Origin of the sequence: Micromonospora matsumotoense, assembly GCF_900091525.1 — a bacterium.
Classification (GTDB): domain Bacteria; phylum Actinomycetota; class Actinomycetes; order Mycobacteriales; family Micromonosporaceae; genus Micromonospora; species Micromonospora matsumotoensis.
The window spans coordinates 291,467-308,030 of sequence record NZ_FMCU01000002.1 but is presented as its reverse complement, the minus strand read 5'-3'; the positions used below and the strand labels follow the sequence as shown (position 1 = coordinate 308,030).

General features: G+C 72.9%; 13 protein-coding genes and 1 pseudogene. 10 read left to right on the top strand and 4 right to left on the bottom strand.

From position 1 onward, the window contains the following. Positions 1–15: 15 nt before the first annotated feature. A complete protein-coding gene (locus tag GA0070216_RS05070; protein ID WP_091240862.1) occupies positions 16–1,170 on the bottom strand; it encodes a site-2 protease family protein in 1,155 nt (384 codons plus the stop codon). Between the two features lie 81 nt (positions 1,171–1,251). On the opposite strand from GA0070216_RS05070, the gene GA0070216_RS05065 reads away from it, so the two are divergent. From GA0070216_RS05065 to GA0070216_RS05045, 5 genes are all read left to right on the top strand, one after another. After that, the gene (locus tag GA0070216_RS05065; protein ID WP_091239673.1) at positions 1,252–2,163 is read left to right on the top strand and encodes a RecB family exonuclease; all 912 of its coding nucleotides are present in this window, start codon (positions 1,252–1,254) and stop codon (positions 2,161–2,163) included. Between the two features lie 107 nt (positions 2,164–2,270). Then, positions 2,271–3,464: a sensor histidine kinase gene (locus GA0070216_RS05060; protein WP_091239670.1), complete on the top strand. Its 1,194-nt coding sequence runs from the start codon at positions 2,271–2,273 to the stop codon at positions 3,462–3,464. A 104-nt stretch (positions 3,465–3,568) separates the two neighbouring features. After that, entirely contained in the window at positions 3,569–4,219 is a 651-nt protein-coding gene (locus GA0070216_RS05055) for a response regulator (RefSeq protein WP_091240855.1), read from the top strand. A gap of 347 nt (positions 4,220–4,566) precedes the next feature. Beyond that, complete coding sequence (locus tag GA0070216_RS05050) at positions 4,567–5,334, top strand: ABC transporter ATP-binding protein (RefSeq protein WP_091239666.1); 768 nt, start codon at positions 4,567–4,569, stop codon at positions 5,332–5,334. Further along, entirely contained in the window at positions 5,334–7,886 is a 2,553-nt protein-coding gene (locus GA0070216_RS05045) for an ABC transporter permease (RefSeq protein ID WP_091239663.1), read from the top strand. The genes GA0070216_RS05050 and GA0070216_RS05045 overlap by 1 nt, the downstream gene beginning before the upstream one ends. A gap of 103 nt (positions 7,887–7,989) precedes the next feature. On the opposite strand, the gene GA0070216_RS05040 is transcribed toward GA0070216_RS05045, so the two are convergent. Beyond that, complete coding sequence (locus GA0070216_RS05040; protein WP_091239660.1) at positions 7,990–8,637, bottom strand: HAD family hydrolase; 648 nt, start codon at positions 8,635–8,637, stop codon at positions 7,990–7,992. Between the two features lie 118 nt (positions 8,638–8,755). Beyond that, positions 8,756–9,547, bottom strand: a pseudogene (locus GA0070216_RS05035) (neutral zinc metallopeptidase); the annotation flags it as partial. 439 nt (positions 9,548–9,986) lie between these two features. On the opposite strand from GA0070216_RS05035, the gene GA0070216_RS05030 reads away from it, so the two are divergent. From GA0070216_RS05030 to GA0070216_RS05010, 5 genes are all read left to right on the top strand, one after another. Beyond that, positions 9,987–10,388 (top strand): YciI family protein, encoded by a 402-nt coding sequence (locus GA0070216_RS05030; RefSeq protein ID WP_091239655.1) that lies wholly within the window; start codon positions 9,987–9,989, stop codon positions 10,386–10,388. A 10-nt stretch (positions 10,389–10,398) separates the two neighbouring features. Next, positions 10,399–11,661, top strand: a complete 1,263-nt coding sequence (locus GA0070216_RS05025; protein WP_091239652.1) for an RNA polymerase sigma factor — start codon at positions 10,399–10,401, stop codon at positions 11,659–11,661. A 77-nt stretch (positions 11,662–11,738) separates the two neighbouring features. Continuing rightward, entirely contained in the window at positions 11,739–12,875 is a 1,137-nt protein-coding gene (locus GA0070216_RS05020) for a M20 family metallopeptidase (RefSeq protein WP_091239649.1), read from the top strand. A gap of 74 nt (positions 12,876–12,949) precedes the next feature. Continuing rightward, the gene (locus GA0070216_RS05015; RefSeq protein ID WP_091239644.1) at positions 12,950–14,101 is read left to right on the top strand and encodes a carboxylate-amine ligase; all 1,152 of its coding nucleotides are present in this window, start codon (positions 12,950–12,952) and stop codon (positions 14,099–14,101) included. A 114-nt stretch (positions 14,102–14,215) separates the two neighbouring features. Next, positions 14,216–14,878 (top strand): nitroreductase family protein, encoded by a 663-nt coding sequence (locus GA0070216_RS05010; RefSeq protein WP_091239641.1) that lies wholly within the window; start codon positions 14,216–14,218, stop codon positions 14,876–14,878. On the opposite strand, the gene GA0070216_RS05005 is transcribed toward GA0070216_RS05010, so the two are convergent. Further along, positions 14,862–16,469 (bottom strand): NAD(P)-binding domain-containing protein, encoded by a 1,608-nt coding sequence (locus tag GA0070216_RS05005; protein ID WP_245722307.1) that lies wholly within the window; start codon positions 16,467–16,469, stop codon positions 14,862–14,864. The genes GA0070216_RS05010 and GA0070216_RS05005 overlap by 17 nt on opposite strands. Positions 16,470–16,564 lie beyond the last annotated feature (95 nt).

Genomic DNA, 16,564 nt, shown 5'->3' with positions numbered 1-16,564 from the left:
GGGGATGTGCTGCGGTCACCTGTTCATCTTCCGTGTGGGTTCGAGGACCTGGGCGAGATCCGCGATGTGCAGAACGCCGACCACATCTTCGCCTGCCGTCACCACGTACCGCGCGCCCGGGTGGGCCTGGACGGCCGCCATCAGCCGCTCGCCGTCGAGCCCGAGCGGCAGGGTCGGCAGCGCGGCCAGCGGTCGGGCCACCGCGTCCACCCCCAGCCAGGGTCGACGATCCACCGGTACGGCGTCCGCCGCCGCCGGGTCGACCAGGGCGACCGGCCGGCCGGCACCGTCGACCACCAGGACGGCGGACCCGGGCGGGCCCTGCGCGGCGTGCCGGCGCTGCGCCTCGGCCAGCGGCGTGCCGGTGGGCACGGCGAAGACCGGGCGGGCCAGCCGGCCCAGGTCGACCAGCGGCACCCGGCGACTGATCCGGGCGTACCGGATCGACTGGCCGGCGCCCCGCCACAGGGTGACCGCGACCAGCAGCATCAGCGGTAACGCCAGCGGCACCAGGACCCGCTGCACGGTGAGCAGCACGACCAGCCCGGCGGTGCCCACCGCGACGGCCCGACCGACCCAGCCGGCGACCTCGGTGGCCCGGTGCCGGTCCCGGGTGAGCCGCCACAGCACGGCGCGCAGCGCCCGGCCGCCGTCCAGGGGCAGGCCGGGCAGCATGTTGAACACGGCCACGATGACGTTGCTCAACGCCAGTTGCAGCGCGAGCTGGTGGGCCAGGGTGTGGTCGGGGATGGCCAGCGTGGCGGCCACCGCGATCCCGCCGAGCAGCGCCGAGACGGCCGGGCCGGCCAGCGCGACCAGCAGCTCCACCCGGGGGTTGGGGGCGTCCCGGTCCATCTCGGTGTAGCCGCCGAGCAGTTCCAGGGTGATCCCGCGCACACCGATGCCGTACCGCCGGGCGGTCAGCGCGTGCCCCAGTTCGTGCAGCAGGACCGAGCCGAGCAGCGACACCACGAAGCCGAGACCGATCAGGTAACCGCCGAGCGGGGACAGCCCGAGGCGCTCCCGGGCGAACTCCGCGTAGGTGACGGTCACCAGCAGGGTCAGCAGCAGCATCGACAGGTTGAGGTGCAGCGGCACCCCGAACACCCGGCCGACGGTCAGGCCGGTACGCCGGCGGGGCCGGCGCGGCGCACGGGGACGGGACTCCACCGCCACGATGCTACGCGCCGATTCGATCATGCCGGTGCGGCGAGCGCGGCCCTGTCACACCCGTGTCCTAACCTTCGGGGCATGACGGCGGAACCGGTGATCGACCAGCAGCATCCTCCGGCGGCGCTGCCCGCCACGGTCCGGGCTTCGCTGTCGCCGTCACGGGCCGCCGACTTCAAGACCTGCCCGCTGCTCTACCGGTTCCGCAGCATCGACCGGCTGCCCGAGCGGCCCAGCGTCGAGCAGGCCCGGGGCACCCTGGTGCACGCGGTGCTGGAGCGGTTGTTCGACCTGCCGGCGGGTGGGCGCACCCCCGATGCCGCCGGTGACCTGGTCGTCCCGCAGTGGGACCGGCTGGTCACCGAGCAGCCCGAGCTGGCCGGCCTGTTCGACCCGGGCGACGAGGCCGGCACCGCCGAGTTCCTCCGGTCGGCGGCGGCGCTGTTGGAGGGCTACTTCGCGGTGGAGGACCCGCGTCGGCTGGAGCCCGCCGAGCGGGAGAGCCTGATCTCCGCGGTGGTCGACGACGAGTTGCTCATCCGGGGTTATCTCGACCGGCTCGACGTGGCCCCCGACGGGGCGCTGCGGGTGGTCGACTACAAGACCGGCGGGGCGCCGAGGGAGGCGTTCGAGGCGCGGGCGCTGTTCCAGCTGAAGTTCTACGCGCTGGTGCTGTGGCGCACCCGGGGGGTGGTGCCCCGGGTGCTGCGCCTGCTCTATCTCAAGGACGCCGAGGTCTGCGACTACTCCCCCGACGCCGAGGAGCTGCTGCGGTTCGAGCGCACCGTGGTGGCGCTCTGGCAGGCCATCGAGCAGGCCACCGCACGGCAGGATTTCCGACCCCGGCCGAGTCGGCTCTGCGACTGGTGCAACCACCAGGCGCACTGCCCGACCTTCGGCGGCACCCCGCCGCCGTTCCCGCAGCGGGCCGGGGCAGCCGATCCGTTGCGCGACGCCCGGTCCCGGCCGGCCACCCCGGGCGCCGACGAGTAGCGCCCGCCGGACCGCCCGGTGGGCGGAGAGGCGCTCATCCGCGAGGAGGAGGCGAGGTTCACCGTCGGCGACGACCGGACGGCCCGGTGGGCGGCTAGCGTCGCGGTATGACCGAGGGAGGCGAGCGGTGGTGGGTGCGCCGGCCGTTGGCCGGTGACGCCCTCTTCGCCGTCGCGCTGGTGGTGCTGGAGGTCGCTTTCACCCTGCTCACCCCGCGCGAGTTCTGGCCCCGACAGCTGCCGTTTGTGCTGGGCTGGAGCGTGCTGTGCGCGGTGCCGGCGGTGCTGCGCCGGGTCGCCCCGTGGCCGGCGGTGGGAGCGGCGTTGGCCACCCTGGCCGTGCCGGCGCTGCTCGGGCACGCCCCGACCACGCAGAGCCTGACGTTCCTGGTGCTGACCTACTCGATGGCGGTCGACCGGCAGGTGCTCCCGGCGGTCGCCGCCACGGTGCTGCTCTGGGTGCCGGTGGCGGCGCTCAACGTGCTCACCCCGCTGGACACCGGGCTCGACGTCGGCCCGGCGTACCTGGTGCTCAACAACCTGCTCACCGCGTTGCTCGCCTACGCGGTGGGTCGGGCGGTGCGGGCCCGGCGCACCTCGCTGCGGGCGCTGCGGGAACGGGCCCGGGTGGCCGAGGAGAACCAACGGTCGCTGGCCGAGCAGGCGGTGGCCGACGAGCGGCGGCGGATCGCCCGGGAGTTGCACGACGTGGTCGCCCACCACGTCAGCGTGATGGGGGTGCTGGCCACCGGGGCACGGCGGGTGCTGCGCCGGGACCTGGCCGCCGCCGACGAGGCGATCGCCACGATCGAGGACACCAGTCGGGTCACCCTGCGGGAGCTGCGGCGGCTGCTCGACGTGCTGCGTACCGACGCGGAGCCGGCCGCCGACCTCACCCCGCAGCCCGGTCTGGCCGGCATCGCCGCGCTGGCCGAACAGGTACGCGAGGCGGGGTTGCCGGTCATCCTGGAGGTCGCGGACCCGGTGCCGGCGGTCGAGGAGGGCATCTCGCTGACCGTGTACCGGATCGTGCAGGAGGCGTTGACCAACGCGCTCAAGCACGCCGGGCGGGCCACCGCGACGGTCCGGCTGGGGGTGGCGGACGGCTGTCTGACCGTGGTGGTCACCGACACCGGGCGGGGTCCCCGCCCGGAACCCGACCGGATCGGGCACGGGTTGGTCGGTATGCGGGAACGGGTCGGCCTCTACGGTGGGATCCTGCACACCGGGCCACGCCCCGGTGGCGGCTTCCGGGTGTACGCGCGAATCCCGGTGGAACCGGTCGGGGCGGTCCCGACATGACGGCAGAACGGGGAGAGCAGATGGGCCAGACGCACGGCAGCCCCCCTTCCTTCACGGAGGACGGGACGCGGGGCCCCTCGCGCACACCGGGGCGGCCGGTGCGGATTCTGCTCGCCGACGATCAGCCGTTGCTGCGTACCGGGTTCCGGATGGTGTTGGGCACCGAGGACGACCTGGACATCGTGGCCGAGGCCGGGGACGGTCAGGAGGCGGTGGAGCTGTCCCGCCGGCTGCTGCCCGACGTGGTGCTGATGGACATCCGGATGCCCCGGATGGACGGGGTGGCCGCGACCCGGGCGATCGTCGACGCCCGGCTGCCGGTCCGGGTGCTCATCCTCACCACCTTCGACCTCGACGAGTACGTGGTGGGGGCGTTGCGGGCCGGGGCGAGCGGTTTCCTGGCCAAGGACGTGCCGGCGGAGGACCTGGTCACCGCCATCCGGACGGTGGCCGCCGGGGAGGCGGTGGTGGCGCCGCGCATCCTCAAGCGGCTGCTGGACCGGTTCGCCACCGTGTTGCCGGACCCGGCAGCGACCCCACCGAAGGCGTTGGGCACGTTGACCGAGCGGGAGCGTGAGGTGCTCGTCCAGGTGGCCCGGGGGCTGTCCAATGCGGAGATCGCCGCCGCACTGTCGGTCAGCGAGACGACAATCAAGACCCATGTCGGGCATGTGCTGACCAAGCTGCGGCTGCGGGACCGGGTGCAGGCGGTGGTGCTGGCGTACGAGTCGGGGCTGGTCCGCCCCAAGGCGTAGCCAACTGACGGCGGGTCCCCCTCAGGGCGTACCCAGGGTGAGGCCGGGAGGCCGACGGCAGCGTTGCCTCGCTCACCTACCGTGACGAAAGACGACGCGGCGCGGTTGACCATGACACGGCGTCAGGTTCTAGCATCGACACCGCCGTGGCGGCGGCACGAACAGTGACCGGTCGTCGACTCAGGGGCAACCCTGAGCCGGTCTCCGGGCCGACCCGCAGCGGGAAATCCGCCTCGGGTCACCCCGTGGTCGGACGGATCTCCGCCGACCGGCACCGAGGATGAGATCGACCCCACCGACCAGCGGGGGCGGTGGGGCAACACAGCCAGACGGAAGAGGTAGATGACGTGACCGCGACGGTAGGCCGGCACTCGCAGGCCGCGGCCCGGGCGAACGACGTGTGGAAGGTGTACGGCACCGGCGAGGCGCAGGTCGCCGCGCTACGCGGGGTCAGCGCCGAGTTCGAGCGGGGCAGATTCACCGCGATCATGGGCCCGTCGGGCTCGGGCAAGTCGACGTTGATGCACTGCCTGGCCGGGTTGGACTCGGTGAGCAAGGGCACCGTGCAGATCGGCGACACCACGGTGACCGGGCTGGGTGACTCGGGCCTGACGAAGCTGCGCCGGGACAAGGTGGGCTTCATCTTCCAGCAGTTCAACCTGCTGCCCACGCTCACCGCCCAGGAGAACATCCTGCTGCCGATGTCGATCGCCGGCCGCAAGCCCGACCCGGCCTGGTACGACACGGTGATCGACACGGTGGGCCTGCGGGACCGGCTGGGGCACCGGCCCTCGCAGCTCTCCGGGGGTCAGCAGCAGCGGGTCGCCTGCGCGCGGGCGCTGGTCGCCCGGCCCGAGGTGATCTTCGCCGACGAGCCGACCGGCAACCTGGACTCCCGTTCCGGTGCGGAGGTGCTCAACTTCCTGCGCAACTCGGTACGTGAGCACGGGCAGACCATCGTGATGGTCACCCACGACCCGACCGCCGCCGCGTACGCCGATCGGGTGGTCTTCCTCGCCGACGGGCAGATCGTCTCGGAGCTGATCGAGCCGACCGCCGACACGGTGCTGGACACCATGAAGAAGCTGGACACCCCGGTCGAGGTGGCCGGCTGATGTTGCGGGCCACCCTCAAGAGTCTGCTGGCGCGCAAGGTGCGCCTGCTGCTGTCCGGCCTGGCCGTGGTGCTGGGCGTCATGTTCGTCTCGGGGGCGTTCGTGCTCACCGACACTCTGGGCCGGTCGTTCGACGCGGTCTTCGCCGACGCCTACGAGGGCATCGACGTCAACGTCGCCGGCAAGCCCAAGGTGGCGCTCAGCGAGATGCAGGGTGAGCCGGTGCCGACCACGGTGCCGGCGGCGACGGTGCAGCGGGTCGACGCGGTCGCCGGGGTCGCCGAGGCCACCGGCGTGGTCACCACCGACGGGGCCCAGCTGATCGGCAGCAACGGCAAGGTGGTCACCTCGTTCGGGCCGCCGCAGCTCGGGTCGAACTGGCAGGGCGAGAGTGACCTGGTGAAGCTGCGGGAGGGCCGGGCGCCCGGAGCGGACGACGAGATCGTCGTCAACGCGGCGCTGGCGCAGGCGGGGAAGGTGAAGGTCGGCGACCGGGTCGGGGTGCAGACCCCGCTGGCGCCGAAGCAGACCTTCACCCTGGTGGGGGTCTTCGGTTACAGCGGTGACCGGGACTCGATCGGCGGGGTCAACGAGATCGCCTTCACCACGCCGGTGGCGCAGCGGTTGCTGCTCGGCGAGCGGGACGTCTTCACCAACATCACGGTCCGGGCGGCCGACGGGGTCAGCGACACCAGGTTGCGTGACGACGTGGCCCGGACGCTCGGCGACGGTTTCGAGGTCAAGACCGGCGCGCAACTGTCGGCGGACGCCTCGGCGAGCCTGAAGGAGGGCCTGTCCTTCTTCAACAAGATCCTGCTCGGTTTCGCCGCCGTCGCGCTGCTGGTGGGCACCTTCCTCATCCTCAACACCTTCTCGATCATCGTGGCCCAGCGGACCCGGGAGCTGGCGTTGATGCGGGCGATCGGCGCCAGCGGCCGGCAGATCATCGGTTCGGTGGTGCTGGAGGCGGTGGCGATCGGCCTGATCGCCTCGGTGCTGGGGCTGGGCGCCGGCATCGGCATCGGCGCGCTGCTGGCGTACGTCTTCGGCAACCTGGCCGGTGGGCTGACGCTGGCCGGGATCGGGGTGCCGGCCTCGGCGGTGATCGGTTCGTTCGCGGTCGGCCTGGTGATCACGGTGGTGGCGGCCCTGCTGCCGGCGCTGCGGGCGGCGCGCATCCCGCCCATCGCGGCGATGCAGGACGTGGCCAATCCGGATCGGCCGTTGACCAGGGTGACCGTGACCGGTGGGGTGATCACCGGGATCGGCGCGGTGCTGTTGTTCCTCGGGCTCAGCGGCACCGCCGGGGGCAGCACGCTGGCCGTCATCCTGGGTGGGGTGCTGTTCGCCTTCATCGGGGTGGCGCTGCTGACCCCGCTGATCAGTCGACCGGTGGTGTCCCTGCTGGGGGCGATCTTCGCCTGGTCGGTGCCGGGCAAGTTGGGCCGGCTCAACTCCGGCCGCAACCCGCGCCGGACGGCGATCACCGCGGCGGCGCTGATGGTCGGCATCGCCCTGGTGACCGGGGTGACGGTGATCCTGGATTCGGCGAAGGGCAGCATCGGCGCGCTGGCCCGGGACAACATCAAGGCCGAGCTGGTGATCTCGGGGGCGTCGGCCGGTCCGCGTCCGGCGAGCTTCGACCCGGCGGTGCTGGAGAAGGCGGCGGCGCTGCCGGGTGTGCAGCTGGCCGACGGCGAGTACGGCGACATGGGCATGGTCGACGGCAAGGTCACCTGGTTGGCCGCGTCGAGCGACGTGACCGCGTTGCAGCGGATCTTCGGGGCCAAGGCCACCGCCGGTGACATCAGCCGGCTCGGCCCGGACCAGATGTTGTTCAGCTCGGACACCGCCAAGTCCCGCAACGTGTCGGTCGGCTCGACGGTGACCGTGCAGGCCTCCCGGGGCGAGCCGCGCACCTACACGGTCAGTGGCATCTACGAGAGTTCCGAGCTGACCAGCCCGGTGCAGTTGCCGCCGCAGGCGGTGAAGGACTTCGCCATCCCCAAGCCCAACCAGGGGTTCATCCAGCTGGCGCCGGGGGCGCGGGTGGCGGACGTACAGCCACAGCTGGAGACGCTGCTGGCCGACAGCCCCGAGGTGTCGGTGGCCGACCGGGACGCGTTCGTCGCGCAGCAGACCGGCTCGTTGGACAGCCTGCTCACGATGATCCAGATCCTGTTGGCGCTGGCCATCGTGATCGCGGTGCTCGGCATCGTCAACACGCTGGCCCTGTCGGTGCTGGAGCGGACCCGCGAGTTGGGTCTGCTGCGGGCGATCGGGCTGCGCCGGGCGCAGACCATGCGGATGATCACCGTCGAGGCGGTGGTGATCTCGATCTTCGGGGCGCTGCTCGGGATCGTCGTCGGTGTCGGCCTGGGCGCGGCGGTGGTCCGGGCGCTCAAGGACGAGGGCATCACCGACCTGATCCTGCCGTGGGGCCAGATGGGGTTGTTCCTGCTGCTGGCGGCCATCATCGGCGTGGTGGCGGCGGTGCTCCCGGCGGTGCGGGCGGCCCGGATCAACGTGCTGGGCGCCATCGCGCACGACTGATCCCGCACACCGCGAGGGGGGTTCCGCCGGTCGGCGGAGCCCCCCTCGTCGTGGCTGCCCGGACCGCCCCCACCGCCGGTCACGGCCGGTCGGTCGCGGCGACTCAGGCGGGTGGCTCGCCGAGCAGCGCCGCCAACAGCTCCAGGTCCGCCGAGGTCAGGCTCTCCACCTGGTGTACGCCGTCGGTCGGCGGCAGCGGCACCTCCGCCGGTACGGCCAGCACCGCCGCACCGGCGGCGAGCGCGCTGGCCACCCCGGTCGGCGAGTCCTCGATCGCCACGCACCGGCCGATCGGCACGCCCAGCAGCCGGGCGGCGGTCAGGTAGGGCTCGGGGTGCGGCTTGGCCGAGTCCACCTCGTCCCCGCAGACCACGGCGTCGAAGCTGTCCCGGCCGAGGGTGTCCAGGGCCACCTCGACCAGGGGCCGGCCGCTGGAGGTGACCAGCGCGGTGGGGATGCCGGCGGCGCGGACCGCCCGCAGCAGCGTCAACGCGCCCGGCCGCCAGCGCAGCCCGGTGCGGAACAGCTCCAGGATCCGCGCGTTGATCCACTCGGCGCTGGCCTGTGGGTCCCGCCCGGGTTGACCGAGGTCGTCGTGGAGGATGCGCATCGACGCGGCCATCGCGGTGCCGATCATCGCGCGCCGGGCCGGGCCGGTCAGCGTGCCACCGTACTCGGCGGCCAACTCGTGCAGGGCGACGTCCCAGAGCTTCTCGCTGTCGACCAGGGTGCCGTCCATGTCGAAGAGCACGGCGGCGGGGTGTGGGCTGCTCAGTGGGTCCTCCTGGCGGTCACGGGTGGTCTCCGGGCGATCCTGCCAGCCCGGCCCGGACCGCCCGTCGCCGTACCGCCCGGACGTGACCTGATCCTCAGCCCAGGTTGCAGGCGTCCAGGGACTTCTCGTAGCCGCGGAAGAACCAGTCGGTGCGCTGTTCGGCCGTGCCGTGCGACCCCTCGGCGAACCACGGCTGGTCGGGGTCGTCGCCGACGGCGAGCAGTCCGTCGCGGAACTCGTCCAGGTCGCCGGCGTCGAGTTTCAGGGTGCCGTCGCGGACCGAGCCGCCGAGGTACGCCCCGGCCATGCAGTCGGCCTGCAACTCCTGCTGGATGGTGAAGTCGGCACGGATGCCGAGCCGGATCTGGATGCCGTGGGCGTACTCGTGGCCCAGCAGATAGAACACGAACGCGTCACCGACCTGCCGGAACGCCGCCACCGACCAGTTGACGTCGTAGGCGATGAAGTCGCCCTGGGAGCAGTAGACCGCGTTGTTGCGGGGCAGCGCCTGACCGCCGCAGGAGATCTCGCCCTCCCGCTGGTAGGGCAGAATCTGACGGATCGGCCGGAACTGTTGACCGGAGGCCCGGAACTGGGCGGCCCAGTACCGCTCGGCGATCGTGACGGCGTCGGCGATGTCGCTCTTGAACTCGGCCACGCTGGTGGTGCCGTCGGCGCGGGTGGTCTCCGCCTCCGGCGAGGCCGGGGCCGCGGGGCGCGGCGACTGCTGCGGTGCCGGTTCCCGGGGTGCCTGTGGGCCGCTCTCCCCCACCCCGCCGGCCGCACAGCCGACCGCCACCACCAGCGCCGTCAACGCGGCGACCAGCGGTCCGTGCGAGCGGCGTTGCGAGCCTGCCGTCACCGTGTGCCTCCCAGGCGTCCCGGTCCTGCGGTCGGTGGTACCCCGGCCGTGGAACGATCATGCCCGGCCGGCGTCCCGTTGACCATGGGCAAGCCGGGTCGACCCGGGTCGGACGCTCAGTGGTGCTCCTGGCCCCGACGGATCGGGTCACCCTGGGCGAAGGCTCGCTCCCCTCGTACCGATGCTGTCTGGCCTGGGCGTCCCGCCCGGCGGCGTGGTCCTCGGCCCCGGCGGCGCGGCCCGGTCACGCCAGGCGACCCAGCCGACCGTGCCCACCGTCACCAGTGCCGCCGCCCCGAGCACCACCCACATGTCCTCATGGGACCACGACAGGTGGTCGCCGCCCACCGGACGGTCCCCCGCCCGGCCGGCGCGATTAGCCTCGGGGCTGTTGTCCGGATCGGTCCGGCGGCCCCGACGTCTCTGCTGTCCGGCCGGGCCACGGCCGGCGAGAGGAGAGACCATGAAATACCTGATCATGTTGTACGGCTCGCAGCACGACTACGACGCGATGGCCGGCCGCCCCGGTGCGCGGCCACCGATGTCGCCCGAGCAGGTCGCCGCGATGCACGCCCACATGGCGGCGGTGCACCAGGAGCTGGCCGAATCCGGTGAGCTGGTCGACGGGCAGGGGCTGACCGCGCCGGTGCACGCCCGCCGGGTGCGGCTGCGGCAGGGCACGCCGGTGGTCACCGACGGGCCGTACCCGGAGACGCAGGAGGTGCTGGCCGGGTTCACCGTCGTCGACTGTGTCAGCTTCGACCGGGCCACCGAGATCGCCGCCCGGTTCGTCGACCCGGACGCCGAGGGCGGGTACGTCGACGTGCGGCCGGTCGCCGACGGCATCGACGACCTGGACGGCTGACCCGGTCGCCATGGGCCCGCCCACCGTCGAGGACCTGCTGCGCGTGCTCGCGCCGCAGGTCCTCGGCGCGGTCGTCCGCCGGTACGGCCACTTCGACACCGCCGAGGACGCCGTCCAGGAGGCGCTGCTGGCCGCCGCGACGCGCTGGCCGGTCGAAGGGCTGCCGGAGCACCCCCGGGGCTGGTTGATCACCGTGGCCGCCCGCCGCCTGACCGACCTGCTCCGCAGCGAGCAGGCCCGCCGCCGCCGGGAGGGCGACGAGGGCCGGGCACTACCGGCCGACCGGTGGCTCGCCCCGGCGGCCGACCACCGGGACCCGGGCGACGACAGCCTGGTTCTGCTGTTCCTGTGCTGTCACCCGGCGCTGCCGCCGGCCGCCCAGATCGCGTTGACCCTGCGGGCCGTCGGCGGGCTGAGCACCGGTGAGGTGGCGCGGGCGTTCCTGGTGCCCGAGGCCACCATGACCCGGCGGATCACCCGCGCCAAGCAGCGCATCCGGGACAGCGGGCTGCCGTTCGCGTTGCCCGACGCCGCCGCGCGCCGGGCCCGGCTCGACGCGGTCCGGCAGGTGCTCTACCTGATCTTCAACGAGGGGTACGCCAGCACCGCCGGCCCGCACCTGCGCCGGGTGGACCTGTCCACCGAGGCGATCCGGCTGGCCCGGATGCTGCACCGGCTGCTCCCGGACGACCCGGAGGTGACCGGGTTGCTGGCGTTGATGCTGCTCACCGACGCCCGCGGTCCGGCCCGGGTCGGTCCGGAGGGTGAGCTGGTGCCGATGGCGGAGCAGGATCGTCACCTGTGGCGGGCCGGTCAGATCACCGAGGGGGTGGCCCTGATCAGCGCGGTGCTGCCGCGCGGGGACGTCGGGCCGTACCAGCTCCAGGCGGCGATCGCGGCGGTGCACGACGAGGCACCGAGCGCCGGGGAGACCGACTGGGCGCAGATCGTGGCCCTCTACGAGGTGCTGATGCGGATCTCGGACAACCCGGTGGTGGCGCTCAACCACGCGGTGGCGGTGGCGATGGCCCGGGGCCCCGTCGACGGGCTGCGCCTGCTCGACGCGCTGGCCGCCGATCCCCGGATCGGCGACGACCCCCGACGGCACACCGCCCGCGCCCACCTGCTGGAGCGCTGCGGCAGGCTCGCCGAGGCCCGGGCCGCGTACGCGCACGCGGCCCGCCGGTCGATGAACCTCCCCCGCCAGCGTTACCTGTACGGCCGGGCGGCCCGGCTGGCCGACGCCGTGGACGGTGAGCACGCCAACGGATGACCGTCGTCGGGCGGCGCTGCGATGGTGGATGGGTCGCCTGGCCAGGCCCGTCACTGTCCGCGAAGTTGGAGGGCTCGATGGACCATCCGCGCGATCTGCTCGATGCCGCGACGAAACTCCGCCCCGACATGGTGGAGCGGCTGGGTACCCTGGTCTCCGCCGAGTCGGCCCCGGGCGACCTGCCACACCTGGAGTCCTGCGCCGACCTGCTCGCCCGCTGGGGCGAGGAGGTGCTCGGCCGGCCTGCCGAACGGGTCGTCGTCGACGGCCTGCCGCACCTGCTGTGGCCGGCGGCCCGGCAACGGGTGCTGCTGCTCGGCCACTTCGACACGGTCTTCCCGATCGGCACCGTCCGGTCCCGGCCCTTCACCGTTCGCGGGGACATCGCGACGGGTCCCGGGGTGTGCGACATGAAGGCCGGGATCGTGCAGATGTTCACCGCGCTGGGCCTGCTGGCGGACACCTCCGCGGTCGGCGTGCTGCTCACCTGCGACGAGGAGACCGGTTCCGGCACGTCCCGGCCGCTGATCGAGCGCCAGGCGCGGCGCTCGGACGCGGTGCTGGTCTGCGAGGCGGCCACCCCGCAGGGGGAGGTGAAGGTGGCCCGCAAGGGTGGCTCGGTGTACCGGGTCATCGTGCAGGGCCGGGCCGCCCACGCCGGGGTGGAACCCCAGCGGGGGGTGAACGCCACCGTCGAGGTCGCCCACCAGATCCTCACGCTGCGCGCCCTCGGCGCGGGGCACAGCTCCGGCACGTCGGTCACCCCGACGCTGCTGGCGGCCGGCACCACCACCAACACGGTGCCGGAGCTGGCCAGCCTGGCGGTCGACGTGCGGGCGTGGACCAGCGCCGAACTCGAACGCGTCGACCGGGCCATCCACGAGCTGGTGCCGTTCCTGCCCGAGGCGACACTGGCGGTGGAGGGCAACATCGGCCGTCACCCGATGACCCCGGAGCTGGCCCGGCCGCTGCTGGAGATCGCCCGGTCGGTCGCCGGCCAGCTCGGCATGCCGACCCTGGGCGGGGCACACGCGGCGGGCGCGTCCGACGGCAACTTCACCGCCGCGTTGGGGGTGCCGACGCTGGACGGGCTGGGCGCGGTGGGTGGTGGGGCGCACGCCCGGGACGAGTACGTCCAGCTCGACCGGATGCCGGAGCGAACGGCCCTTCTGGCCGGACTGGTCGACCAGCTGTCCACGGTGGAGTGGCGTTGATGACGGCGCGGCCGAACGGGCCGTAGGCTGCTCCCTGTCGGCGAGCGACCGACGGCGAGGGGTCGGACGCGCGCATGACTACGGCACAGCGGTCGGGGTCGTCCATTCCCCTGCTCGGCGTCGAGGAGGAGTTCCTCGTGGTCGACGCCGAGCGGGGCGAGGTCATGCCGGCGGCCGCCACGGTGGTCGACCTGGCCCGTCCGGCGCTCGGCGGCCGGGTGGGTGGCGAGATCACCGAGCTCCAGATCGAGACCCGCACCGACCCCTGCCACGCCGTGGCGGACATCGACGCGCAACTCGTCGAGGCCCGGGCGGCGCTGCAGGCGGCGGCGGGCCGGGCCGGGCTGCGGGTGATCGCCACCGGCTCCCCGGTGCGTGGCCGGGCCGTGCCGCCGCCGATCACCAAGGGGCCACGGCAGGACCGGGGCAACGCCACCTACCGGGGGTTGCACGACGACCTGGCGATCTGCGCGGTGCACGTACACGTGGAGCAGCCGGACCGGGACCGGGCCGTGCTGGTCGGCAACCACCTGCGCCCGCACCTGCCGGTGTTGCTGGCGCTCACCGCCAACTCGCCCTACTGGCGCGAACGCGACACCGGCTACGCGAGTTGGCGCAGCCTCACCTGGCAACGCTGGCCGGTGGCCGGCCCGCCGCCCTACCTGACCTCGGCCCAGCAGTACGACGCCCACATCGACCTGCTGCTCGACGCGGGCGCGTTGGTCGACTCCGGGACGATCTTCTGGGACCTGCGGCTGTCGGCGCACCACCCCACCCTGGAGGTACGGGTCGCCGACATGCCGATCACCGCCGCCGAGTCCGCCGGGTTCGCCGCCCTGGTCCGGGCCCTGGCGATGGTCGCCACGGCGGCCGTCGACCGGGGCGACGAGGGACCCCGCACCGACCCCGACCTCATGCGGCTGGCGTACTGGCGGGCCGCCCGGGACGGGATGGGCGGCCACGGCGTCGAGGTGGGCACCGGCCTGCTGCTGCCCGCCGGGGTCCTCGCGGCGCGGCTGGTGGAACTGGCCCGGCCGGCGCTGGAGGAGACCGGCGACGGCCCCCGGATCGCCCGGTGGCTGGCCGGGCTGGCCGCCGACGGCGACGGGGCGACCCGGCAGCGGGCGGCGGCGGCAGCCCGGGGCCGCCTCACCGACGTGGTCGCCGCCCTCGTCACCGCGACCGCTCCGGACGTGCCCGATGGGCAAGAAAGCACACTGGCGTAACGACGAACCACCCCACCTCGGAAATGCTGGGAGCAGCCGACCCGCGGGGTGCGCGTCCACTGTGGATGCCACTGCGTGGTGCCCGGCGGCCCGGTTCTCCCAGGGAGGCGACAGATGGCCGACACGGTCCTGCTACCCACGGTCCCGATCCGACACGAACGCCGACCGGCGGCGGACATGGTGCGTGCGGCGGAGGCGTTCGCCGACCGGATGGCCGGCCGCCGTTCGGTACGCGACTTCGCCCCCGACCCGATACCCGAGGGGGTGGTCGAGGCGGCGGTCCGGGCCGCGTCGACCGCCCCCAGCGGGGCCAACGTGCAGCCGTGGCGGTTCGTCGTGCTGACCGACCCGGCCCGCAAGCGCCGGCTACGGGAGGCGGCCGAGGCCGAGGAACGCGACTTCTACCAGCGCCGCGCGCCGCAGGAGTGGCTGGGGGCGATCGCCCAGCTCGGCACCGACTGGGAGAAGCCGTTCCTGGAGACCGCACCCGCCGTCATCGTCGTGTTCGAGGTGCACCAGGGGCCGCACAGCCCCAAGCCCTACTACGTCAAGGAGTCCGTGGGCATCGCGGTCGGCCTGCTGATCTCCGCGTTGCACCACGCGGGACTGGTCACGCTGACCCACACGCCCAGCCCGATGCGGTTCCTCAACGAGGTGTGCGAGCGCCCGCCGGAGGAACGCCCCAACCTGGTGCTGCCGGTCGGGTACCCGGCGCCGGACGCCCGGGTCCCCGACCTGGCCCGCAAACCGCTCGACGAGGTCATGATCCGCCAGTGAGGTCCCCGGTCAGGAACTCCACCAGCGGCTCGACGTGCCGGTCCGGCCGCCGCCACTCGGCCAGCAGATCCTCCAGCAGGTGCTGCTCGGCCACCAGTTCCCCGTGGCGGTACCGCCGGATCACCGGGTGGATGAAGGCACTCTCCCGGGCCCGGTCCGGCGTCGGGTGCCGGTCGATGGCGAAGACGTCGCCGTAGTCGTCGCGGCCCCAGCGCAGGGCGAGGGTGTAGACGTGGGTGGCGTCGGCGAACCGCTCGACGGCGTAGTCCTCCGGCAGGTCCTCGAAGTGCCGGAAGTCGCCGGTGGCATCGTCGCGGACGAACACGTCACAGAGGTACTCGAACTGGGTCCACAGCGCCGAACTCCAGTTGACCCGGTCGAGCATCACCTTGGTCAGCGACGCCGGCTCGCCCGGTGCGGTGGCGACGGGCATCGGCACGTCGTCGTAGCGCTCCCGCAGCATCCGGGTGAAGGTACGCAGGTTGTACCGGAAACCGTCGATGAACGGCGACGAGGCGTGCTTCACGTCCCGCGCCTGGGCGATGGTGCCGGCGAAGTACAGGTCGTCGACGTTGCTCGACTGCCAGTCGGGGCGCAGACCGGGCATCCGGCCGTCCCGCACCATCTCCGGAGCACAGGAGGCGTCGAACAGGGAGGTGTCCATCCGGAAGCCGGTGCAGCGCAGCACCTCGTGGTAATCCAGCTCGGCGGTCTCCCCCTGGGCGTGGGTGTAGGTGATGGAGACCCGGAACCGCCCGTCGACCGGCCGGATCTCGTCGATGGTGCAGTCGAGCACCGAGTGCAGCGTCTTGAACTGGTAGCTGTCGAGGATCGCGCCGTACTGGCCCCGGACGTCACCGGGGTGCTTGGTGTTCCAGGCCAGCCGCAGCGGCTGCCGGCTGGCCAGGTGCACCATCGACGCCTTGCCGAGGATGGCCGAGGCGGTCTCGAACGCGGAGTTGCCCTTACCGATGATCAGGACCCGCTTGCCCGCGTACCTGGCCGGGTCGACGTCCATCTCCTCGTAGCCGGTGGCGTGCTCGATGCCCTTGATCTCCGGCACGAACGGCCGGCCCCAGCCGGTCGCCACGATCAGGCTGCGCGCCCGTACGACCCCGCGGTCGGTGCAGACGACGAACCCGTCGTCGTCGCGGCTGATCTGCTCCACAGTGGTGCCGTAGCGGACCCGGAGCTGGTGGACCCGTTGGAACTCGGCGAGATAACTCACCAGGTCGTCGGCGGCCGGCAGGTACTCCTCGCTGAACTTCGGAAACAGCAGCTCCGGATCGTCGTTGAGCAGCGAGTTCCAGTCCCACCGCAACCGGATCTCGGGATCGGTGCTGTCGGTGTGCACCTTGTTGAGCGAGATCAGGCGACGGTGGCGCGGGAACCGCCGGAAGAAGCCGCCCGGCTCGGCACCACGTTCGAGCGTCAGGTAGTCGGCGCCCTGCTGTTGGAGGTAGTAACTCAGCTGTAGGCCGGCGGGCCCGGCTCCGACGATGACGTACGTGTGCGCGGTGTCGACCATCGGGTAACCCTTCGACGCGGAGACGGTTCCCCCGACGATGAAGTGGACCACGAGATGTGTCAATGGTCGACGACGACAGCGCGTCCCACTCCGCTGGCTCGGGCGATTGGTTCGCCATGGGGCCGATACAGCGGTGTCCGGGCGGGTTGGACACCGCT